The organism is Massiliimicrobium timonense (assembly GCF_002160865.1).
GTDB lineage: Bacteria > Bacillota_I > Bacilli_A > Erysipelotrichales > Coprobacillaceae > Allocoprobacillus.
This window is the reverse complement of the sequence record NZ_NFLJ01000009.1, coordinates 1-23,887: the sequence shown is the minus strand read 5'-3', so window position 1 is coordinate 23,887 and position 23,887 is coordinate 1. Positions and strand designations below refer to the sequence as shown.

General features: G+C 33.0%; 23 protein-coding genes. 21 read left to right on the top strand and 2 right to left on the bottom strand.

Going from position 1 to position 23,887, the window contains the following annotated elements; all coding sequences use genetic code 11:
• Positions 1 to 31 precede the first annotated feature (31 nt).
• Positions 32 to 1,534 carry an NAD(P)H-hydrate dehydratase gene (locus tag B5E75_RS04245; RefSeq protein WP_087357548.1) on the top strand — a complete coding sequence of 501 codons (1,503 nt, stop codon included), beginning with the start codon at positions 32 to 34 and terminating at the stop codon, positions 1,532 to 1,534.
• Here the strand turns inward: B5E75_RS04245 and pgeF are convergent.
• Positions 1,512 to 2,267, bottom strand: a complete 756-nt coding sequence (gene pgeF, locus B5E75_RS04240; RefSeq protein WP_087357547.1) for a peptidoglycan editing factor PgeF — start codon at positions 2,265 to 2,267, stop codon at positions 1,512 to 1,514. The two genes, B5E75_RS04245 and pgeF, sit on opposite strands and share 23 nt — an antisense overlap.
• Before the next feature lie 72 nt (positions 2,268 to 2,339).
• Here pgeF and B5E75_RS04235 point away from each other — a divergent pair, with 72 nt between their 5' ends.
• On the top strand, positions 2,340 to 2,618 hold the full coding sequence (locus B5E75_RS04235) for a hypothetical protein (RefSeq protein ID WP_087357546.1): 279 nt from the start codon (positions 2,340 to 2,342) through the stop codon (positions 2,616 to 2,618).
• On the opposite strand, the gene B5E75_RS04230 is transcribed toward B5E75_RS04235, so the two are convergent.
• Entirely contained in the window at positions 2,590 to 4,230 is a 1,641-nt protein-coding gene (locus tag B5E75_RS04230) for an Rqc2 family fibronectin-binding protein (protein ID WP_087357545.1), read from the bottom strand. The two genes, B5E75_RS04235 and B5E75_RS04230, sit on opposite strands and share 29 nt — an antisense overlap.
• 92 nt (positions 4,231 to 4,322) lie before the next feature.
• Here B5E75_RS04230 and gmk point away from each other — a divergent pair, with 92 nt between their 5' ends.
• The 19 genes from gmk to deoC form a co-directional block, all read left to right on the top strand.
• On the top strand, positions 4,323 to 4,883 hold the full coding sequence (gene gmk, locus B5E75_RS04225; protein WP_087357544.1) for a guanylate kinase: 561 nt from the start codon (positions 4,323 to 4,325) through the stop codon (positions 4,881 to 4,883).
• 33 nt (positions 4,884 to 4,916) lie between these two features.
• Positions 4,917 to 5,465 (top strand): rhomboid family intramembrane serine protease, encoded by a 549-nt coding sequence (locus B5E75_RS04220; protein WP_162607630.1) that lies wholly within the window; start codon positions 4,917 to 4,919, stop codon positions 5,463 to 5,465.
• Positions 5,462 to 5,665, top strand: coding sequence for a hypothetical protein (locus tag B5E75_RS04215; RefSeq protein WP_087357542.1), 204 nt, complete (start codon positions 5,462 to 5,464; stop codon positions 5,663 to 5,665). The genes B5E75_RS04220 and B5E75_RS04215 overlap by 4 nt, the downstream gene beginning before the upstream one ends.
• Positions 5,666 to 5,667: 2 nt before the next feature.
• The gene (locus B5E75_RS04210) at positions 5,668 to 6,099 is read left to right on the top strand and encodes a cytidine deaminase family protein (protein WP_087357541.1); all 432 of its coding nucleotides are present in this window, start codon (positions 5,668 to 5,670) and stop codon (positions 6,097 to 6,099) included.
• Between the two features lie 94 nt (positions 6,100 to 6,193).
• The gene (gene priA / locus B5E75_RS04205) at positions 6,194 to 8,380 is read left to right on the top strand and encodes a replication restart helicase PriA (RefSeq protein ID WP_087357540.1); all 2,187 of its coding nucleotides are present in this window, start codon (positions 6,194 to 6,196) and stop codon (positions 8,378 to 8,380) included.
• 2 nt (positions 8,381 to 8,382) lie between these two features.
• Positions 8,383 to 9,630, top strand: a complete 1,248-nt coding sequence (gene rsmB / locus B5E75_RS04200; RefSeq protein WP_087357539.1) for a 16S rRNA (cytosine(967)-C(5))-methyltransferase RsmB — start codon at positions 8,383 to 8,385, stop codon at positions 9,628 to 9,630.
• A gap of 4 nt (positions 9,631 to 9,634) precedes the next feature.
• Positions 9,635 to 10,675 carry a dual-specificity RNA methyltransferase RlmN gene (gene rlmN / locus B5E75_RS04195; RefSeq protein WP_087357538.1) on the top strand — a complete coding sequence of 347 codons (1,041 nt, stop codon included), beginning with the start codon at positions 9,635 to 9,637 and terminating at the stop codon, positions 10,673 to 10,675.
• Entirely contained in the window at positions 10,663 to 11,403 is a 741-nt protein-coding gene (locus B5E75_RS04190) for a Stp1/IreP family PP2C-type Ser/Thr phosphatase (protein ID WP_087357537.1), read from the top strand. The genes rlmN and B5E75_RS04190 overlap by 13 nt, the downstream gene beginning before the upstream one ends.
• A complete protein-coding gene (gene pknB / locus B5E75_RS04185) occupies positions 11,400 to 13,199 on the top strand; it encodes a Stk1 family PASTA domain-containing Ser/Thr kinase (protein ID WP_087357536.1) in 1,800 nt (599 codons plus the stop codon). Before B5E75_RS04190 ends, pknB begins: the two co-directional genes overlap by 4 nt.
• A gap of 9 nt (positions 13,200 to 13,208) precedes the next feature.
• Positions 13,209 to 14,084 carry a ribosome small subunit-dependent GTPase A gene (rsgA, locus tag B5E75_RS04180; RefSeq protein ID WP_087357535.1) on the top strand — a complete coding sequence of 292 codons (876 nt, stop codon included), beginning with the start codon at positions 13,209 to 13,211 and terminating at the stop codon, positions 14,082 to 14,084.
• Positions 14,077 to 14,721, top strand: coding sequence for a ribulose-phosphate 3-epimerase (gene rpe / locus B5E75_RS04175; RefSeq protein ID WP_087357534.1), 645 nt, complete (start codon positions 14,077 to 14,079; stop codon positions 14,719 to 14,721). The genes rsgA and rpe overlap by 8 nt, the downstream gene beginning before the upstream one ends.
• The gene (locus B5E75_RS04170) at positions 14,718 to 15,311 is read left to right on the top strand and encodes a thiamine diphosphokinase (RefSeq protein WP_087357533.1); all 594 of its coding nucleotides are present in this window, start codon (positions 14,718 to 14,720) and stop codon (positions 15,309 to 15,311) included. Before rpe ends, B5E75_RS04170 begins: the two co-directional genes overlap by 4 nt.
• A 14-nt stretch (positions 15,312 to 15,325) precedes the next feature.
• Entirely contained in the window at positions 15,326 to 16,222 is an 897-nt protein-coding gene (locus tag B5E75_RS04165) for a DegV family protein (RefSeq protein WP_087357532.1), read from the top strand.
• 118 nt (positions 16,223 to 16,340) lie between these two features.
• Positions 16,341 to 18,911 carry an ATP-dependent Clp protease ATP-binding subunit gene (locus B5E75_RS04160; RefSeq protein WP_087357531.1) on the top strand — a complete coding sequence of 857 codons (2,571 nt, stop codon included), beginning with the start codon at positions 16,341 to 16,343 and terminating at the stop codon, positions 18,909 to 18,911.
• A 90-nt stretch (positions 18,912 to 19,001) separates the two neighbouring features.
• Positions 19,002 to 19,748 (top strand): RsmE family RNA methyltransferase, encoded by a 747-nt coding sequence (locus tag B5E75_RS04155; protein WP_087357530.1) that lies wholly within the window; start codon positions 19,002 to 19,004, stop codon positions 19,746 to 19,748.
• Positions 19,736 to 20,506: a hypothetical protein gene (locus B5E75_RS04150; protein WP_087357529.1), complete on the top strand. Its 771-nt coding sequence runs from the start codon at positions 19,736 to 19,738 to the stop codon at positions 20,504 to 20,506. The genes B5E75_RS04155 and B5E75_RS04150 overlap by 13 nt, the downstream gene beginning before the upstream one ends.
• 11 nt (positions 20,507 to 20,517) lie before the next feature.
• Positions 20,518 to 21,825, top strand: a complete 1,308-nt coding sequence (gene mtaB, locus B5E75_RS04145; protein ID WP_087357528.1) for a tRNA (N(6)-L-threonylcarbamoyladenosine(37)-C(2))-methylthiotransferase MtaB — start codon at positions 20,518 to 20,520, stop codon at positions 21,823 to 21,825.
• A complete protein-coding gene (locus B5E75_RS04140; protein ID WP_087357527.1) occupies positions 21,812 to 23,293 on the top strand; it encodes a UDP-N-acetylmuramoyl-L-alanyl-D-glutamate--2,6-diaminopimelate ligase in 1,482 nt (493 codons plus the stop codon). The genes mtaB and B5E75_RS04140 overlap by 14 nt, the downstream gene beginning before the upstream one ends.
• Positions 23,265 to 23,887, top strand: a 623-nt coding sequence (gene deoC / locus B5E75_RS04135) for a deoxyribose-phosphate aldolase (protein WP_087357526.1), incomplete at its 3' end; no start/stop codon positions are given. The genes B5E75_RS04140 and deoC, both read left to right, overlap by 29 nt.

Here is a 23,887-nt window from a genome sequence, read left to right as displayed (position 1 = left end):
TGGTATAATGAAAGAAAATGAGGTGATAGAAATGTATATTGGAAGTCAGGCTTTGATGAAAAGATATGATGCCTGTTTATTAGAACAGGGATATACTATTGAAGAACTGGTGGATAAAGCAAGTGATTGTTTGTATAAACATATGTCAGGTCATTCTTTTGCAATTGTCTGTGGACCAGGCAATAATGGGGCGGATGGTTTATCTCTTGCTATCAAGCTCTTTCAACAAAAAAAAGAAGTTCATGTTTTTATCTTTGATAATGGCGAACATCTTTCTCAAGCCAATTTATATTATCTACAACAATGTTATGATTTATCTATCCCTGTTTCTTTATTTCAACAGGATAATTTAGATGCACTGATTCAATGTATGGATTCATGTGAAACCATTGTGGATGCAATTTTTGGGTTTGGGTTAAACAGTTGTCCAAGAGGAATTTATCAAAGTGTCATTGAAGAAATAAATCAGTTATATGATCATGAAGTGATTGCTGTGGATATTCCAACAGGGTTACAATGTAATACAGGGAAGCCTTATCAAAGTGTTGTTTATGCAACGAAGACAATAACTTTGAGTGCGATAAAAAATGGTTTTTTGAATCCCGATAGTCGCTTTTTTACGGGAGAAGTCATTGTTGAAATGCTTGATGCAAGAGATGTTGGAGAGGCAGCTGGTTTGTATCAAATGGGCAATGCAAAGATGATCATTCCATTATTAAAAGAAAGAGTCTTTGATGGTTATAAAGGAACATATGGATATACTTGTCTGATTACAGGATGTCAGGAGTATAAAGGTGCGGCTTTACTGAGTGCTAAAAGTTGTGTCTATAGTGGAAGTGGGATTACGACTGTTATGAGCGATGAAAGTGTTATTAATGCTTTGACACAGTTTTGTCCAGAGGCAACAGCTGTTTTAAGACCACCTGTTTTACAAAAAGATGATTTTGTGAAATATGATGCATTATTGATTGGATGTGGCTTAGGACAAAGCTTAGATAGCTATCGTTATGTTATTGACTTATTGGAAAAAACACATCAGCCACTGGTTATTGATGGGGATGCTTTAACAATTTTATCGGCTCATGTTGATTTATTAAAAAATCAAAAGCGTGATATTATCTTAACGCCCCATTTAGGGGAATTTCAGCGTTTATGTCCTTTTCAAGATGATGATGATATGCTGGAAATAGCACAAAATTTTGCGAAAACATATCATGTGACATTGGTTTTAAAAGGACCATATACAATAGTGACGAATGGATATGAATCATATCGTGTTATGGCAGGTCATAAAGCAATGGCGACAGGGGGTATGGGAGATGTTTTAGCAGGTATCATTACAAGTTTTTTAGGACAAGGTTATCAAGCCATACAGGCAGCTTTATTAGGTGTTTTCATACATGGGTATACTGGTGAACAATTAGCCAAAAAAGCTTATACAGTGCTGCCATCACGCCTCATTGAACACTTACCAGAAGTGATGGATGAGATGATAAAAAGTAACCCGAAGGTTACTTTAGAGAAATCAGTGTAATATGACGATGAGGACTTTTATCTCGACGATAGGAGAAAAAGAGGTCCTCATTTTCTATTGTACAATAAGGAGAAACTGTAATATGACTTTGTGGAACGTGTAATTCTAATAATTGTTGTTGAATTAATCCTTTACTGTCTAAAAGATAAGCTCCATCTTCTTTTTGAATATAAAAGCGACTTGTATCAAAAGACATTTTCTTGACTAAATCAATAATATCATCTTTGGCTTCAAAATGACGTTGTTCAATGGAAGGACCAATATAAGCATAAATATGTTGTGGCTGACATCCTTCATTTTCAATTAAATGCTGTGTTACTTTTTTAACGATTTCACCTACTGTTCCTTTCCATCCTGAATGAATGGCAGCCACAATTTTTTGATCTCGACAATACAATAAAACAGGACAACAATCAGCATGAAAAGTCCATAACCATAAATGACGATCTCTTGTATACATCGCATCATAACCAATCAAAGCATCATCACGACTCCACATTCCTCTACCACCATCACTATGATGGACTTCAATAAAACGTGTAGTGTGTTGTTGTAAAGTGGCGACCATTTGAGAAAGATCGCTATGAAGTGTTTTGGCTAAGCGTTGACGATTTTCTAAAACTTGCTGATCATCAATGCCATTAAAGCTCATATTCATGATGCGTCCATGATCTTCGCGACAAGTTGTATAAGCTTCTATTTCATTAAAACAATTCCATTCTATTAATTTCATAATGACTCCTTTCAAAAGCCCTGCCTCTTTTGATGTTTTGACATACATTAAATAGTGAAGGAGGGATGAATAATGTTTCAACAATCTTGTGGTTGCCAAAACATGAACTCATGTTCATGTCAGGCTCAACAAATGAATAATGGATATATGAATGGTTGTCCACGACCACAACCTTTAGTAGCTCCTAAAAAAGTTTGTGTAACAAATCAAATTACACCTGTTCCGCAACCTGTGATTTGTCCTATTGAATGTCGTCGTGTTAACCATTGTATGTATTACCCAGTCTTTTATCCTGCTTATGAACAAACATTTGTCAATGCTTCTATGAATTCACCTTATGGATATCGTTAAAAAGACTTTCATCAGGATCAATGTAAATGGTTGAATAATGAGATAATATCACCTGACCAGGTTTACCACCTTGTGGCTTTTTCAATGTTTTGACTAATGTATAATTTACAGGTACGGACGAACTGTGCTTTCCTTTAGAAAAATAGGCGGCTAATTGACTGGCAAGACGAATGGTATATTCATCTAAATTCTGACTATGCACAACAACATGGCTTCCAGGCATGTCTTTGACATGAAACCACATATCATTTTTGGCAGCCATCTTAAAGGTAAGGTAATCATTTTGCAGATTATTCTTACCTACATAAATAGGAATCTGATCTTTAGTTATATAGGTTTCTATATGAAGTTTTTGAGGTCTATGCACCTGTTTTGTTTTTTTCTTTTTGAGATAACCTAAATTCTCTAATTCTTCTTTAATCTCTAAAGCATCATAATAAGAAGCGTTATCCATCATTGTGATTAAAGTATCAAAATAATGAATTTCATTTTCTGTAATTTGAATTTGTTCTTGAAGATGGGATAATGCTTTTTTTGCTTTTTGATATTTAGCGTAATATTTATTGGCATTTGTCTTTCCATCATATCTTTCATCTAAAGGAATCGTCATCATTGTACCATCATAATAATTTTCTACAGTGATTTCTTTTTGTCCTTTTTTTAATAAATGTAAATTAGCAAACAACAAATCTCCTTTAATACGTAAATCATCACTATTTTGGGATTCAAATAATGTCTGTTGTAGTTTGTTTAATTTATGAACATTTCTTTGATATTCATTTTGAATGAATTTAGCTAAATCCGATGTTTGTTGTTTAATACGATCTTTTTCATCGATTAAATCATAATGTTGATCTAAGCCATCAAAAAGCGGATAAGCCGTATACTCCTGATGTAAATGTGTAAGAGGAATAACATGGAAATATTCCTTATCTTCTTTTTTATGAATATACAATGTTGTGGAATGATGGAGTAACGTGATAATATCATGGAATGCTTCTCCATGATCCATGCGATATAAAACTTCTTTAGATAATTCTGGAGAGAATCCCTGATATGTTTTGGTTAAATTATCTGTTTCTATCCAATCTGTTGTATAAGGGTTGTATTTTTCAATTAAAGGTGGTTTTTGATATATTGCACCGGGTTGTAAAATACGAGCACTCATAGAAGGGGAAACACGTTTTAAACAATCAATAATTTTATTGTTGTGATATGTTAAAATAGCATTTGAGTGTTTTCCCATGATTTCTAAATAAATGTGATATTTTACTGTATCCTTTAATTCATTGACACCAATTATTTCAATATCAACAATACGATCTAGCTGCATTTGTGTTATTTTTTCAATATATGCCCCTTCCAGATGCTTTCTTAATAACATCGTTAAAGCATTAGGAGATGCAGGAGTTGGATAACTTAACTGTGTCAATTGCATTCTCGCATAAACAGGATGTATTGAAATGAGTAATTTGTAATTCTCTCTTTGAGCACGAATATGAAACAAAAGTTCATATTGTGAAATTTGATATATTTTATTAATTCTTCCTCGTGTGATTTGATTTTGTAGCTGTTCTACAACACGAGATAACATAATTCCGTCATAAGCCATTTTTCATCACCGTTAAATAGTATAACATATTTCAAAAAGAATTGACATTAAAGTTACATTCATGTAGTATTGTTTCAAAGGTGGTGGAGAGATTGAAGAAGGGACTTTTAATTATTTTAAGTGGACCAAGTGGTGTAGGGAAAGGAACAGTTCGTCAAGAGCTTTTTAAAGATGAAAGTTTGAATTTGGCTTATTCTATTTCTATGACAACAAGAAAACCTCGTCCAACTGAAAAAGAAGGTGTTGATTATTTCTTTGTCAGTGAAGCAGAATTTAAGGATAAAATTGAAAAAGGTGAATTGTTGGAGTATGCCCAGTTTGTAGGTAATTATTATGGAACACCTCAATTTTATGTTGAAAAGTTATTAGGTGAAGGTAAGAATGTTGTATTGGAAATTGAAGTTCAAGGGGCTTTGCAGGTCATGGCTAAATGTCCTCATGCATTAACGATTTTTTTAGTACCCCCATCAATGGAAGAACTGGAACGTCGTATTCGTGGTCGTCGTACAGAAGAAGAAAGTATTGTACAGGAACGACTTGCTAAAGCAAGAAAAGAAATAGCAACACAAAATGAATATAAATATGTTGTAGAAAATGATGATGTTGTTGCAGCTAAGAAAAAGATTGCTCAAATCATCCAAGACAATCTGTAAGCACCTTAGGGTGTTTTTTTAGGAGTTATGATGATGAGATGGAAAATGAGTTATTTATGGATAGGCATATGGCTTATCTTTTTGATTGTTGGTATGCAGACATCATGGTTTGATGCTTTAAGCAACAAAGGTTTTCAAATCATTCATCATGAATATTATCGTTTGATAACAGGGTTATTTTTACATGTGAATCTTTTACATTTTGCTGTGAATGCTCTAGCGATTTCATATCTTGATATCTATATTGACCAGCGTATAAAAGCAGGAACTTTATTTTTTATATCTTTGCTTGGAGGGACAATTGCTCACATTATTTTTAGTTTGATTTATCCAGAAAGTACCAGTGTTGGAGGGTCACCTGTTATCTTTAGTTTGTTAGGGTTCATTTTGATAATGCGTTCTATTTTACCAAAATTTCATTTTCGTTCTCTTTATGGAAAATGGATTATTGTTTATGTGATATTTGCACAAATTCCTTTCTTTTCAAACAATATATCAACATTTGTTATTCATTTCATTAGTTTTATTATTGGAATGCTTCTGGCATATCTTTATCGTCAATTCAAAGGAGTAAAGTTATGAAAAAAAGTGGTTGTTGTCCAAAATGCGGTCATCATGATATACTTTATGTTCCCGCAAAAGGTATTTACAGGCGTAATGCTTATCAAGATATTATTGTTGATTATCATAAGCTTAAAGTTGAACAATATATTTGTAAAACATGTGGTTATGTAGAATCATATATCTGTGAAGATCATCTCAAAAAGATGGAGGAATTATAGAAATGGATATATGGGAAAAGTTATATCAAAAAGCTAAAGAACAATATCATCCTCAAGAGGTTTCACCTTTTATTTACGCTCATCATGTCGTTTGTGCATTAGAAAGTGAAAATGGTGAGATTTATACCGGCTTTTGTATAGAAAGTTGTGCCGGTGTGATGGATTTATGTGCTGAAAGAGTTGCGGCGTTAAATATGTATATTCAAAGTCAACAGACTGTTGTCAAAAGAATGATAGCCTTTCGTGATCAGCCTCCTTTTGGTAAAGGGAGTGGAATGCCATGTGGAGCTTGTCGTGAGTTTTTTATGCAGCTTAATGAAAAGAATCAAGACATGGAAATTATGGTGGATTATCAAACACGTGAAATTGTCACATTAAAAGAACTTTTACCTTTATGGTGGGGTGAAGAACGTTATCAAGAACAGAAGTCATAAAGCAGACATTTGTCTGTTTTTTTATTGAAATCACAAGGAACTCTTTTAAAAAGGAATGTATTTATGGTAGAATAATGCAATAGGTGGTGAGTCTATGTATATTGTAAAAGTATTGGTTGAACATCCTGTTCATTCTTTAGATACGACATTTGATTATTTGAGTCATGAACCATTGTTAAAAGGTATTCGTGTATGGATTCGTTTTGGTTATCAAAAAATCATAGGGTATGTTGAAAGTATCGAGGAAACAGTGCTTTCTCAAGAGGAACTTGAAAAACAGGTAGGGTTTCATTATCAGTATATCATAGATGTTATTGATGAAGAACCGTTATTAAATGAAGAACTTCAAGATTTAGCCAATCAGCTTTCTCGTATGACCTTATCACCACGTATTTCATGTTTACAGGCGATGTTGCCTACTCAATTAAAACCGGCATCACATCAAGCTGTTGGAATGAAGACACAGTTATGTGTTGAAGTTATAATGGATCAATCAGCAAAAACAGTAAAACAGCAGGAATGTCTTTCTTTTTTAAAGAAACATCCTGACATTCCTTTAAAAGAGGTTCCCTATAGTCGTGCTTTATTAAAGAATTTAGAAAAACAGGGTTGTATACAAATCATTGAAAAAGAAGTTTATCGTCAACCTTTTTCTATGACACATCAGGCTAAACATATTCAATTGACTGTTCAACAACAAAAAGTTGTTGATGGTATTCTTTCTCATCAAGGAAGGGTAGCTTTATTACATGGTGTGACGGGTTCTGGAAAGACAGAGGTTTATTTAACACTGGCGGCACATTATTTAAAAAATAATCAAGCAGTGATGATGCTCGTTCCAGAAATTTCTTTAACACCGATGATGGTCGAAGTTTTTCGAGAACGTTTTGGTGACCAAGTGGCTATTTTGCATTCACGCCTTTCTCAAGGAGAGAAATATGATGAATATCGTCGTATTAAACGTCAGGAAGTCAAGATTGTTGTAGGAGCAAGATCAGCTGTGTTTGCGCCATTAGAAAATATTGGTATTATTATCTTGGATGAAGAACATGATCCAAGTTATAAACAGGAAAGTAAGCCACGTTATTTAACTTCCCAGATAGCGAAAATACGTGCGAAAACACATCATGCCAGTGTCGTACTGGGAAGTGCGACACCTTCATTAGAAAGCTATGCCAGAGCTTTAAAAGGAATTTATGATTTATATGAATTACCTGATCGTATTAATCAAAAACCTTTACCCCATGTTGAAATTGTGGATATGATTCAACAGACACGTCAACACAATTATTCTTTGTTTTCTATTCCAATGAAACAAAGTATTCAAACAACCATTGATAAAGGAGAACAGGTGATTCTTTTATTAAATAAAAGAGGCTATGCTACATATGTACAATGTCAAGATTGTGGTGAGGTTTTGAAATGTCCGCATTGTGATGTTACATTAACAGATCATCGTAGTGAACATAAATTAAAATGTCATTATTGTGAATACATGATAGATTATCCTCGTGTATGTCCTCATTGTGGATCAACTCATTTTAAAAGTATAGGATATGGAACGCAAAAGATTGAAGAAGAAATAGAAAAGTTATTTCATGGAGCGAAAGTTTTACGTTATGATGTAGATACAACTCGTCAAAAAAATGGACATTTGAAATTATTGGAAAAATTTAGAAATAAGGAAGCCAATATTTTGTTAGGTACTCAAATGATTGCGAAAGGATTAGACTTTGAAGATGTGACATTTGTTGGTGTTTTGAATGCAGATTTGAGTTTAAATGTTCCAGATTTTCGTGCCAGTGAACGTACTTTTCAACTGTTATGTCAGGTATCTGGACGTAGTGGACGAGGCCAGAAACAGGGACATGTGATTATTCAAACTTATAATCCTGATCATTATGCGATCACTTGTGCAGCGAAGCATGACTATGTGTCTTTTTTTCATCAAGAAATGAAATATCGTCAAGTGGCTAAATATCCACCATATTGTCATATGGTCAGTATATTGATTCAATCTAAACAAGAAAAGTGGATTCATCAAGTGGCTATGGATGTGAAAAATTATTTACAGACGCATAGTCATCAAACCATCATATTGGGTCCCGCTAAAAGTACAATTTATAAAATGCAGGATATTTATCGTGAACGTATTTTAGTGAAGTTTTTAAACTCAAAAGATATCTATGAAGCATTAAATAATATCAATGATTATTATAATAAACAACAAAAAGGAAAGGTGAGAATTGTCTGTGATTTTAATCCGTATTCACAGATATAATTATGGAAAGACAATTAGCATTAGAAATACTATTGAAATTCAAACAGGAACAAAGTTATTTGAATTTAACGATTAATCATTATTTTCAACGTTATACATTAACAAGACAACAAAAAGATTTCATTACACGTATTGTTTATGGAACGGTTCAAAATATGTTGTTGTTGGAATATATCTTAAAGCCTCATTTACATATGCGTGTTAAGACATTTGAAAAAATGCTTTTATTGATGAGTCTTTATCAACATGAAATGATGGATGCTATTCCAGATTATGCTATTATCAATGAAGCTGTAGAATTGGCTAAAAAGAAAAAGGGGATGAAAACATCACGTTTTATTCATGGTGTTTTACAAAATGTGTTTCAATCTTCCTATCAGCTTGATGATTTACCACCATTAGAAAGACTATCTATAGAAACAAGTCATCCTTTATGGCTTGTTAAAATGTTGAATAAGCAATATGGTGATAAAGAAACAAAGCGCATCTGCCATGCTTTTTTAGAAGTTCCTCGCCACTGTGCCAGAGTGAATACCCTTTTGATTTCACGTGAGGAATTGTTGAAAGATAATCATTGGCAAAAAGCTGACTTATCACCAGATGGTCTTTATTATACAGGACATCATATTGCCTCCAGCGAGGCTTTCCAAAAAGGTTATGTCACAGTTCAAGATGAATCCAGTCAGCTTGTGGCACGATTATTGAATCCTTCAAAACAAGATTATGTTTTGGATATGTGCTGTGCACCGGGCAGTAAAACAACGCATCTAGCGATGTTAATGAACAATCAGGGATGTATTGAAGCATATGATTTATATGAACATAAAATTCATCTGGTAGAAAAACAGCTGACACGTTTACATGTTCAAAATGTACAAACGCATGTGGGAGATTCAACCACTTTAATGCAGGTGTATCCTCAAGAAACATTTGACAAGATTTTATGTGATGCACCATGCAGTGGTTTAGGCGTTTTAGCAAGAAAACCAGAAATCAAGTATCATGACAGTTCATCTATGGATGAAATTATGGTGATTCAAGAAAAATTGTTAGAAAATGCATATTTTTTATTGAAAAAAGGTGGTAATATTGTATATAGTACCTGTACAATCAATAAAAAAGAAAATGAAAAACAAATAGAAAAATTCATAACGAAGTATCCTGATATGAAAAAAAGAAAAGAAGTGACCATTTTACCATATCAGTATCATAGTGATGGTTTTTATATGTGTCTATTAGAAAAGGAATGAAAATATGAAATTAATTTATGATTATACGCAAGACCAAATGATTGAAGAATTTTTAGAACTTGGAGAAAAGAAATTTAGAGCGACACAAGTCTTTGAATGGTTATATCGTCAAAATGTGCAATCATTTGAACAAATGAATAATCTATCATTAAGTTTAAGAGAAAAACTCTCTTTAACTTATCGTATAGGACCTTTAAAGATAGAAGAAAAACAGGTTTCACAGGATGGAACTATTAAATATCTTTTGCAATTATCTGATGGTGGTTTTATTGAAACAGTATTAATGGTTCATGATTATGGCAGAAGCCTTTGTGTGACAAGCCAATTAGGATGTAATATGGGGTGTCGTTTTTGTGCCAGTGGTTTATTGAAGAAACAAAGAAATTTAACAGCTGGTGAGATGGTTAACCAAGTTTTAACGGTCATGAATGATACTCAAGAAAGAATCAGTCATGTTGTGGTGATGGGGACAGGAGAGCCTTTTGATAATTATGATGCGGTGATGGACTTTGTACGTATTATCAATCATCCTAAAGGTTTAGCAATCGGAGCTAGACATATCACCATTTCTACATGTGGTTTATGTGATGCGATTGAACGTTATAGTCATGAAGGTATTCAAACCAATCTGGCTATTTCTTTACATGCACCAAATGATGAATTAAGAAATCAGCTGATGCCTATTAATAAACGTTATCCAATGGATGTTTTAAGACAATCTATTGTTGATTATATTCAAAAGACGAATCGTCGTGTGACTTTTGAATATATTCTTTTAAGAGGGGTTAATGATGAATTGAAACATGCCAGACAACTGGCACATTATATTAAAGGGCTTAATGCTTATGTTAATTTAATTCCTTATAATGCGGTGGATGAGCATGGTTATCAGCAATCATTACCACAGGATGTAGAAGCTTTTAAAAGTGAACTGTTACGATTAAAAATCAATGTGACATTGCGTAAAGAACATGGACGAGATATAGATGGGGCATGTGGACAGTTACGTGCCATGAAAGTAGGTGAACAATCATGCAAATCATAGTGAAAAGTGATATAGGACGTGTGAGAAAAGTGAATCAGGATGATGTTCGTTTTTATCAGAAAAATGAAAATGAATGTCTGGTAGTTCTTTGCGATGGCATGGGTGGACATAATGCTGGAGAAATTGCTTCAAAGATGGTTTGTGATGATATTATTGAAAATTATCAAAATCAAGGGACTTTAAAAGATGAAAAAAGTATTCATGATTGGATGCTTTCAGCAATTTTACATGCACATCAAATAGTGGAAGATAAAAGTCATGAAGCCCAAGAATATGAAGGTATGGGAACAACGATTGCTCTTGTTTTATATGTGAATCATCAAGTTTATATTTCTCATGTTGGAGATTCCCGTGTTTATTATGTCTGTGATGAATTAAAACAGTTGACAAAAGATGATACTTTGGTGAATGTTCTGGTTGATTCGGGAACAATTTCTCAAGCAGAAGCAAAAATTCATCCGCAAAAGAATATCTTATTACAGGCTGTAGGAGTCAGTGATGCTTTGAATCCTTCTTTTATCCAGACACAGCTGAATGATGGTATGATATTGGTTTGTTCTGATGGTTTATATAATTCTTTGAGTGATGAACAAATCTTAAATATATTACATTCATCCAAAGATATGGATGAAAGAGCGTGTCAATTGATTGATACAGCCAATACATATGGTGGACAAGACAATATCAGTTTTGCACTTATTATCACAAAAGGAGTTGTTGATTTATGAGTTTAGTCAATAAGACAATAGCTGGACGTTATCAATTAAAAAGACTCATTGGACAGGGTGGTATGGCGGATGTCTATGAAGCTGAAGACTTGATTTTGGGGCGAACAGTCGCTGTCAAAATCATGCGTTCTTCATTAACGGGAGATCCTGTTTATGTGACACGTTTTCATCGTGAAGCCAGTGCTGCAGCTGCTTTGTCACATAAAAACATTGTGGAAATATATGATGTCGGTGATGAAAAAGATGACTATTATATTGTCATGGAATATGTACCGGGACAGACATTAAAAGAATTGATTCATAAACGTGGAGCATTGCATTATGTAGAAGCTGTTGATATTATGAAACAAGTTGTCAGTGCAACAGCCAAAGCACATGCGATTGGGATTATTCATCGTGATTTGAAACCACAGAATATTATGGTTACAGATAGTGGTGTTGTAAAAATTGGTGATTTTGGAATTGCTTCTATTCAGTCATTGTCACAGGTAACACAGACTGATACCATTATGGGTTCGTTGCATTATCTGGCTCCAGAAATTGCAAGAGGAGAAAAGGCAACAGCTCAAAGTGATATTTATGCTTTAGGTATTGTTTTTTATGAATTGTTAAGAGGGGAAGTTCCTTTTAATGGTGAATCACCTGTCAATATTGCTTTAAAGCATATGCGTGATGAAATTCCTTCTGTTCGTGCTTTTAATCCGTCAATACCTCAATCTGTTGAAAATATCATCATGAAAGCCACAGCAAAAAATATAAAAGATCGTTATTTGAGTGCTTCAGATATGTTGGATGATTTAAATCATTGTCTTGAAGCTGAACATATGAATGATGAAAAAATAACTTTTGATTATCAGGAAGATGAAGATTTAGCGACTATTGTTGCTGATGATAAAGACTTCTTTACACAAACACATACACATTTACCGATTGAGGAAGAAAAAGAGGAGAAACCATCTTCACGTTCACATAAGAAAATGGTCATGATTATAGGGGCCAGTGTGGTTGCTGTTTTGGTTATTTTGATGGCTCTTTACTTCTTTGTGATGAAACCATCTCAATCATTTGAAATGCCTGATGTGTTGAATTTAAATAAAGATGAAGCTGTGACTTTGTTGGAAGAAAAAGATTTGAAAGTATCAGACAATATTACTTATGAATTGAGTGATGATGTTGAAGAAGGAAAGGTTATTTCCAGTGATCCTGTCGCAAGAACACAGGTTAAAAAAGGAGATGAAGTCAGTCTTGTTGTATCATCAGGACAATATATTGTCATAGAAAATTATGTTGGAAAAGACTATGATAGTGTTGCTTCACAATTAGAGGATTTAGGCTTTGATGTGAAAAAAGAAGAAAAGATTGATGAGAAGTCCAAAGGAACAATTTTGGAACAATCTTTAGAAGTTGGTAAAAAAATAGATCCTAACAGTGATGATAAATCTATTACTTTGACTGTATCTCAAGGATATAGTGCGGTTGTTCCTAATGTTTATGGTCAAGATATTCAAAAAGCCAAAAGTATTTTAGAAGAAGCAGGATTTGTTGTGGAATTAAATGTTTTAGATCCACCAACTTCTGTTGAAGAAATAAAAACAATGAAAATCAATGTTGTTGAAAAACAATCTTTAGATGCTTTTACAACAGTTTATAAAAAAGGAGAAAAAATTACATTGGATTATTATAATACCAAACCAGAGATTCCTGAAACACCAGCTGAAAACACGCCAACAACACCAGAAACCAATACTCCTGCCACTTCACAACCAAGTGAGAATCAAACCATAACAAATCAGTGAGGTTGAATGATGCAAAAAGGACAAATCATTAAGGCACTTGCTGGATTCTATTATGTACAATCTCAAGGACAGATTTATCAATGTAAGGCACGTGGGAAGTTTAGAAAGGATGCTTTAAAACCATTAGTTGGTGATTATTGTGAGTTTTCTATTGAAAATGAGGTTGAAGGATATATTTTAAAATTATTGCCACGACACAATAGTTTGATTAGACCACCTATCAGTAATGTTGATCAGGCTTTACTTGTTTTTTCAGCCAAAGAACCTGATATGAATCTTTTGTTGCTGGATCGCTTTTTGATCTTGATTGAGCATTTGCATATTCATCCTGTCATTTGTATTTCAAAGATGGATTTGGCTGATGAAAAACATATTCATGAATTATTGAAACCTTATGAAGATGCTGGATATCAAGTCATTTATGTGAGTTCAAAACAGGAACAGGGTATTGAAATAGTGAAAAAGATTTTTAAAGATCGCATAACAGTTGTTACAGGGCAAAGTGGTGTTGGAAAATCTAGTTTATTGAATGCTTTGGATATTCATTTACAGATTGATACCAATGAAATTTCTAAAGCATTGGGACGTGGTAAACATACGACAAGACACGTAGAACTGATTTCTATGTATGGTGGTTATGTGGCTGATACACCGGGATTTTCATCATTGGAATTACAAATTGATCCAGTTGATCTGGCACATAGTTATCATGATTTTGAACAACTTTCTAAGCAATGTAAATTTAGAGGTTGTCTACATGAAAGTGAACCTCATTGTGCCATCAAAGAAGCTGTTGAAGCGGGGACAATTTCTTCACTTCGTTATGAACATTATTTAACATTTTTAAAAGAGAGTAAATTATTAAAGGAGAAAAAATATGGTTAAGGTTGCACCTTCGGTTTTATCAGCTGATTTTGCTGAATTAAAAAAAGATTTGGATTCCATCAAGAATTGTGGAGCTGATTGGATTCATTATGATGTCATGGATGGACATTTTGTTCCTAATATTTCTTTTGGTTATAGTATTTTAAATGATATTTCTCAAGTAACAGATTTGTATCTTGATGTTCATTTGATGATTGAAAATCCCATGAAATATGTAGATGAATTTATCAAAGCTCATGCTTCATCAATTACTGCTCATATAGAAGCATTTTCTAATGAACAAGATATTCGTGCTTTCATTCAACATGTTCATCATCATGGAGTCAATGTGGGATTAAGTATCAAACCAGCAACACCTGTTGATACATTGATACCTTATTTAGATGATTTGGATCTTGTTTTGGTAATGAGTGTTGAACCAGGTTTTGGTGGACAGAAATTTCAGGAACAGGCTATTTCAAAAATTGAACAGCTTGACCAGTTGCGTCAAGAGCGTTCTTATTTGATTGAAGTTGATGGTGGAATTAATGCCACAACAGGAATGTTATGTCGTCAAGCTGGTGCAGATGTTCTGGTTGCGGGAAGTTATGTTTTTCAAGCTGAAAATAGAAAGGAAGCTATTGAATCACTCAAATGAAAATAGGTATTTATGGAAGTATTGATGTAGGTCCTGTTCATGATCGCACTATTGATTATATTGCTGTGGATCGTGGCGTTGAACATCTTTATCATCAAGGGATTACACCGATTATCGCAATCGGTGATATGGATTCTCTTGATAATGAACAACTTTTGGATCAATTAAAGATTCAGCGTTATTCTTCTATTAAAGATGATACGGATACAGCTTTGGCTTTGCAGTATGCAATTGATCATGGTTATCATACGATTGACTTATATGGTGTAACACATCAAAGAATGGATCATTTTATGGCTGTTTTATGTTTATTAGAAAAATATCAGGAGTATGCGATAACAATCTATGATGAATGGAATAAAATCTATGTTTTAAAACCGGGACAGCATTATATTTTTAAGGAATATTATCATTATTTTTCATTATTTGCTTTTGATGAAAGTATTATCACTTTATCTCATTGCTATTATCCATTAAATCAATATCATTTAAAAAGAAATGATCCACTATGTGTTTCTAATCAAATGGATGGAGAATATGCTGTTATTGAAAATAGTCAAACAATACTTTGTATTCAATCACAATCATAAAAGGAGGGGTGAGTATGTATCAGATTGTCACAGATGGTTCATGTGATTTAGAACAATCACTTGTTGATCAATATCATTTAGAAGTCGTTCCATTTTATATAACGATTGATGGTGTTCATCATCAAAAAGAAAAAGAAGACATTAAAGTTCATGAGTTTTATCAGTATATGGTTGATCACAAAGATGTGTTTCCAAAAACATCCATGCCTTCTATTGAAGACTATATACAGACATTTACGAAAATATTAGATCAACAAAAAGATATTATATGTATTTGTATTACAACAAAGTTTTCTGGTTCTTACAACAGTGCAATGAATGCTAAAATGATGCTGGAAGAACAATATCCTAATCAACGTATCACAATCATTGATGCGACTGTTAATACGGTATTACAGGGATTGCTAGTTATTGAAGCAGCTCAAATGCAAATGGCAGGATTGTCATATGACGAAGTTGTTCAAAAAATTGAAGATATTAAATCTTCAGGACGTATTTTCTTTACAGTAGGGAATTTTGAATATTTAATTCATGGTGGAAGAATTGGAAAAGTCGCTGGAGTTGCTGCTAAAACATTAGGCATTCGTCCTTTGATTGTTTTACATGATGGTGAAATTTTCGCTATGGGAGTGACACGTGGGAGAGAGAAATCAAAAAAGAAAGTTATTGAAAAAACAATTCAGTATTTTCAAGAACAGCATTTATCACCCCATGAATATCGCTTCTGTGTAGGTTATGGCTATGACCAAAAAGAAGGAGAAGATTTTAAGGACAAACTTCAGGAAAGTCTGATTCAAGCTTTTCCGGATTTTCATGAACCGATTATGATTCAACAAATTGGCGCAACCATTGGTGTTCATACAGGACCTTATCCTATTGGTGTAGGTATTTTAAAGAAATATGATCTTTAGGAATGATTCCTAAAGATTTTTTTATTCATATTTTAGCACTTCGGTGTTGACAGTGCTAAAAAACGTGATATACTATAGTTAGCACTTGGGATATATGAGTGCTAAAGGAGTGATAGATATGAATATTGAAAAATGGACGACAGCCATGCAGGAAGCGATGCAAAAAGCCATGCAACAAGCTTTAGATATGTCTTGTCAAGTTGTGGATGTAGAAGATTTTCTATTGGCTTTATTAGAGGATACAAGTGGTATTTTATATCGTGTTCTTTCTAAGGCTCATGTAGATATTCAACAATTGACAACATTTTTAAGAAATAAACAACAACAAAAACCAAGAGTTGGTGGTATTGATGAAAGTCAAATGAGAATTTCTTATGATCTAAATCAATTACTGATAAAAGCTCAAAAAGTAATGAATGATTATAAAGATGAATATACCAGTGTAGAACATTTGATTATGGCTATGTTTGAAGTGCAATCTACTTTTATTCAAGAAATCATTAGACAGTATCATTTAAATAAAAAAGAATTAGAAAAAATTATTAAAGAAATGCGAGGTGGAAATATGGTTAATAATCCTCAACCAGAAAATCAATATGAAGTTTTAACAAAATATGGTAGAGATCTTATTCAAGATGTTAAGGATGGAAAATTAGATCCTGTTATTGGTCGTGATGAAGAAATTAGACGTGTGATTCAAATCTTATCACGTAAAACAAAAAATAATCCTATTTTGATAGGTGAACCTGGTGTTGGGAAAACGGCTATTGTGGAAGGATTGGCATGGCGTATTTTTAAAAATGACGTGCCTGTCAGCTTACAAAATAAGACGCTTTATGAACTTGATTTAGGAGCTTTGGTAGCAGGTGCTAAATATCGTGGTGAATTTGAAGAAAGATTGAAAGCTGTTTTAAATGAAATTAAAAAATCTGAAGGAAATATCATTTTATTCATTGATGAGATTCATCAGCTTGTAGGTGCTGGAAAAACAGATGGAGCTATGGATGCAGCTAACTTATTGAAACCAATGTTAGCACGTGGGGAACTTCATTGTATTGGAGCAACAACGCTAGATGAGTATCGTATGTACATTGAAAAAGATGCTGCCTTAGAAAGACGTTTCCAAAAAGTTCAGGTTGATGAACCAGATAGTGACGATACAATTGCGATTTTACGTGGTTTAAAAGATAGCTTCGAATCTCATCATGGTGTACAAATTACTGATAGTGCTATTGTGGCAGCTGTGAATATGAGTGAACGTTATATTACCGATCGTTTCTTGCCAGATAAGGCTATTGATTTAATTGATGAAGCTTGTGCATCTGTGCGTATGGAAATTGATTCTTTACCAGAAGAATTAGATGTTATCACAAGAGAAAAGAATCGTTTGGAAATGGAACGTATTTCTATTGAAAAAGAAGATAAAAATGCAGATAATGAAAAACGTTTAAATGAAATCAAAAGTCGTATCGCTTCTTTAGATGAACAAGTCACAGGTTTAACAGACAAATGGAAAGAAGAAAAGAAGGCTTTAGATCATATTAAAGAATTAAAAGATCAAAAAGTGAGATATGAAGCACTTAAAGATAAATATGAAACTGAAGGTAATTTAGAAGAAGCTTCAAAAATCAAGTATGAAACATTACCTCGTATTAATAAAGAAATTGCTGATTATCAATCACAAGAATCTGATGATGCCTTATTACAGGAAAAGGTAACAGTTGATACAGTCAGTGAAGTTATTGCCAGATGGACAGGTATTCCTATTCATAAATTGATGGAATCTGAAAGAGAAAAATTATTACATCTTGATGATACTTTAAGAAAAAGAGTCATTGGACAAGATGAAGCGATTGAAAAGATCTGTGATGCTATTTTAAGATCACGTGCTGGAATCAATGATGAAAACCGTCCAATTGGTTCGTTTATGTTCTTGGGTCCAACTGGAGTAGGAAAAACAGAAGTTGCCAAAAGTTTAGCAGAACAATTATTCGATAGTGAAAAGAATATTGTCCGTATTGACATGAGTGAATATATGGAGAAGTTTAGTGTTTCTCGTTTATTAGGAGCTCCTCCAGGTTATGTTGGATATGAAGAAGGTGGACAATTAACAGAGGCTGTTAGACGTGCACCATACAGTATTGTTTTATTAGATGAAATTGAAAAAGCCCATCCAGAAGTCTTTAATGTGTTATTACAAGTCTTAGATGATGGTCGTATTACAGATTCTAAAGGTAATGTTGTTAGCTTCAAAAATACAATCATTATTATGACATCTAATATTGGCTCACAATATTTATTACAAGGTAATAATGAAGAAACAAGACATGAAGTTGAAATGGAGTTAAAAGCTCATTTTAAACCAGAATTCTTGAATCGTATTGATGAAATTATCATGTTTAATTCATTAGATAATCAAGTTGTTTATAAGATTATTGATAAATTTATTGCTCAGCTTTCTACACGTCTAGAACAACAGAATATATCAGTTCAAGTGAGTGACGGGGCTAAAGAAGAAATTGCAAGAGAAGGTTTTGATCCTACTTTTGGAGCCAGACCACTTAAACGTTTCATTCAGGGGCATATTGAAACATTAGTTGCTAAAGAAATGATTAAAGGAACGATTCAAAAAGATGATCATATTGTCATTGATTATCAAAATCAACAATTTATTATTAGAAAGTCATAAGATTGAAAGGTTAGTAGAGGATTGACTTTACTAATCTTTTTTTCTTTTTATATTCAATAAAATGTGTTAGAATAGCGAAAGGAGGAAGTTATGCAAAGATATTTTATAGATGCCAAAAACATAGAGGGGTCATATATACATATTGACTCTTATAATCATAAACATATGCAACGTGTGATGCGTTATCGTTCAGGTGATCAGGTGATTTGTATTTTACCAGATCAACATGTTTACATATATGAAATTGTGGATATGGATAAAGGAATTCTTCAGCAAAAAGAAGAATTGCTGGAGAATAATGAACTGGATGTTCAAGTGACTTTAATTTATGGATTACCAAAAAATGATAAATTTGAATGGGTACTACAAAAAGCGACTGAATTAGGAGTTACAAGAATTGTTCCTTTTTTATCTAAACGCAGTATTATTAAAACGGATGCGAAAACTTTTGATAAAAAAAGAGAACGTTATTTACGTATTTTAAAAGAAGCCAGTGAGCAGTCCTGTCGTCAAAAAATACCAGAATTGACTTCATTAATAACATTATCTCATTTACAAGATTATGTTAGTGACATCAATCTGGTGGCTTATGAAGAAGAAAGTCGTCAAGGAGAACATCAAACATTTGCAAAAGCACTACAAAAAGATTATCAGACATTGACGATTGTTGTTGGACCGGAGGGTGGTTTTGATGAAAGTGAGATTGCTGTGATGAAAGCGGCTGGATTTGAAACATGTGCCTTAGGGAAAAGAATTTTACGTAGTGAAACAGCACCATTGTATATGTTAAGTGTGATTGGTTTTAGTAGGGAGTTGATGTCGTCATGGGATTTATAGAAAGTTTAAATAAGATTGGAGTTCATATTCCTCTTTCACAGACTCAATTATATCAAGATATTGAAAACCATCGTTCGTTTTTAGAAAAGATGGGATTATCATCAAAGATCAAAACAGACTTTGATTTGTTTTCATATGAGATTATTTATCGTGGGTTACTCACAAAAAATAAAATTGAAAATATTTATGAAGCTTTTTTAAATCAGCATTATGATTTGTTGGATTATTTAAACTATGATGAAAAACAGAAGATGTTTAATAATGATATTGCTGATGTTTTAAAAGAAGCACCACATTTTGTTGACTCACAAAGTCAGGTGACGATTTATATTCCTTATCTTGAACCATTTGTGAATCAACGCTATACGCATGATTATCAGATGTTGCTTTTAAAACAGCATCGTGAATATATTCAAAATTTTCAAGTTAATCTACAAACACCGATAGATATGTATGGTTATCATATTTTTCGTACAGCATTTACATCTTTACAAAATGTCTATGAAGATCAACGTCACATTTGTTTATATTTTGACCCATTGAAAACCATTTATATCTTTAAAAAAGATAATCATGAATTGATGAATAAAGTCATTATTCAAGATGAACATGCTCATAAAGATGCTCATTTAGAAGATGTTAAAAAGATTGCAGATGCTATTGAAAATTATCAATATCGTGACTGTCTGGAAATACTCAAAGATTTAGAATATATTTCTTTAAAGAATTATAAGAAAATTATAAAAAAATATAAATAGAAAGGATATTTATGAAAAAAGTTGCTTTTTTAACACTTGGATGTAAAGTCAATACTTATGAATCAGAAGCGATGTTAAAGCTGTTTCATGAAGCTGGATATGAAAATGTTGATTTTAAAGACAAGGCAGATGTTTATGTGATTAATACCTGCACTGTAACGAATACTGGTGATTCGAAATCACGCCAGATGATTCGTAAAGCCATCCGTCAAAATCCTCAGGCAATAGTTTGTGTTGTTGGCTGCTATAGTCAAGTAGCCAGTGAGGAAGTGGCTCAAATTGAAGGTGTAGGAGTCATTTTAGGAACACAGTTTAGAAATCGTATTGTTGAGTTTGTAGAAGAATATCAACGCTCTCATCAAACAGTCATCCATGTTGAAGATGTCATGACATTATCTCGTTTTGAAGATTTGGATATTGATGAATTCACAAGAAATACACGTGCTTTTTTAAAGATTCAAGATGGCTGCAATAATTTTTGTACTTATTGTATTATTCCTTATGCCAGAGGAAGGATTCGTTCAAGAGATAAGGATAGTGTTTTACAACAGGCTCAAAAATTAGTTGATCATGGTTTTGTTGAAATTGTCTTAACAGGTATTCATACAGCTGGGTATGGTCAAGATTTTGAAGATTATAGCTTTTATGATTTATTAGTTGATTTAACAACCCAAGTTAAAGGATTAAAAAGATTACGTATTTCATCTATTGAAATGAGTCAGATTACACATGAAATCATTGATTTAATAGCAACTTCACCTGTTATTGTTGATCATTTACATATTCCTATTCAATCTGGATGTGATAAAATCCTTAAGAAAATGAATCGTCATTATACAACTGATGAATTTGCTCAAAAACTTCAAGAACTGAAAGAAAAATTACCAACACTTTCGATTACTACAGATGTGATTGTTGGTTTTCCGGGTGAAACAGAAGAAGATTTTCAAACGACATATCAATGGATTCAAAAGATGCATTTTAATCAATTGCATGTCTTTCCTTATTCTCCTCGTCGAGGGACTCCAGCTGCTAAAATGAAAGATCAGATTAATGGTCCAACAAAACATCAAAGAGTTAAGGCATTGATGGATTTATCCCATCAATTACAACATGAATTTGCCTTGAGTCAAATTGGAAAAACTTTAGAGGTTTTAATTGAAGAACCAGATGGTGAAAGTATGATTGGACATGCTTCTAATTATTTAAAGGTTAAAACAAACTTGCCTTTAAATTCTGTAGGGCATATATATCATGTATTGATTGAAGAATGTCAAGATACGATATTGATAGGAAGTGTTGTAAGTGAAAAAAATTAATGAATTATTTCCTGTTGATGAGGATTTTAAAGTTCAATCTATTCATAGTGATTCACGATATGTTGGAAAAGATTCTATTTTCTTTTGCATTGATGGATTAAGTGTTGATGGACATAAATATATTGAAGATGCTATTTTTCAGGGTGCAAAATGTATCGTTTATTCTAAACCTTTGACTTTTAAGCATAAAGATGTTTTATATATTAAGGTTGATAATGTCTTAGATGAATTGAATCGAGTGGCAGATTTATTTTATGATCATCCTAGCTATAAGATGACTGTGATTGGTGTCACGGGTTCAAGTGGTAAAACAATTGTAGCTTTAATGATTAAAAATGCTTTGTCACAGTTTTTAAAAATGGGTTATATTGGAACGAATAATATTGAATATGCCGGGATTATTGAACAATGTCCTTATACAACACCGGAAACAATTTTTTTACAAAGACATTTAAGTGATATGGTTAAAAAAGATGTCAAAGGTGTCACATTGGAAGTATCCAGTCATGGATTGGCTTTAAAAAGAGTGGATAGTGTTCATTTTGATATTGGTATTTTTACCAATGTTTATGAAGAACATCTTGATTTTCATGGAACAATGGAAAATTTAATGGCATCTAAAGCAAAACTGTTTTCATTGATTGATGAAAAAGGTTATGCCATATTAAATACTGATGAAGTCCGTTTTTATAATCTGGTTAAAGATCAGATTAAATGTCATATTTTGACTTATGGTATTGAACATAAAGCGGATATCATGGCGAGAAACATTGAAGTTTTTATTGATCATAGTGAGTTTGATGTACAGGTGCATGATGAATTAAAACATGTATCAGTAGGTGTTTTGGGGCGTTTTAATATTTCTAATGTTTTAGCTGTCATGACGGCTTTATTGGCTTTAGAAATGCCTCTTTCCCAAGTGATTGATAGGGTTGAACATATTTCCGGTGTAGATGGACGTATGGAGCTTTTACAACATCCTTATCCATTTCATGTTATTGTGGATTACTGTCAACATGTCAAAAGTTATGAAAAAGTGTTTCAGTTTGCTCAGCAAGTTAAAAAAGACGGACGTATTATTGCAGTCTTTGGAGCACCGGGAAAGAAGAATTATAATAAGCGTCAAAAGATTGGAAAACTTGCAAATCAATACTGCGATCAAGTGATTTTGACAGCTGAGGATAATCGTGACGAAGATATTCAAGATATTTGTCTGGATATACAAAAATATATCGAAAAACCTGTCAGTGTGATTATTGAAGATCGTCGCATCGCTATTGAACAGGCTATTGAAATTGCCAATCGACATGATATTATTTTGATTCTTGGGAAAGGACATGAACAGTTTATGGCTTCGGCTATTGGTAATGATCCTTATCCTGGAGATAAATATGTTGCTTTAGAAGCAATCAATAAAATTTTTAAAGGAGAAGAAGACAATGGAAAAGAAATGGAACAAATTGATTGATCACACATTATTAAAAGCAAATGCTTCAAAAACTGATATTACAAAGTTATGTGATGAGGCAATGCAATATGACTTTGCATCTGTTTGTGTGAATCCAGTATGGGTATCATACTGTGCTGAATATCTTAAAGAAAGTGATGTTCGTGTTTGTACAGTGATTGGATTTCCACTAGGAGCGAATACTTCCAAGGTGAAAGCTTATGAAACCAAAATGGCAATTGAAGAAGGAGCAGATGAAGTGGATATGGTCATCAATATCGGTGCTTTAAAAGCTGGAGATATGGATACAGTTTATCAAGATATTCAAGCAGTTGTGGATGCCAGTCAAGGACATTGTGTAAAAGTGATTATTGAAACATGTTTATTAACGGATGAAGAAAAAGTTTTAGCATGTCAACAGGCTATGAAAGCCAAAGCAACGTTTGTAAAAACATCAACAGGTTTTTCAACAGGAGGAGCAACAGTTCATGATGTAGCTTTAATGAAACAAACTGTTGGTGATCACTGTGAAGTTAAAGCCAGTGGTGGTGTCAAAACATTTGAAGATATGGAAGCAATGGTTAATGCTGGAGCATCACGTATAGGGACTTCATC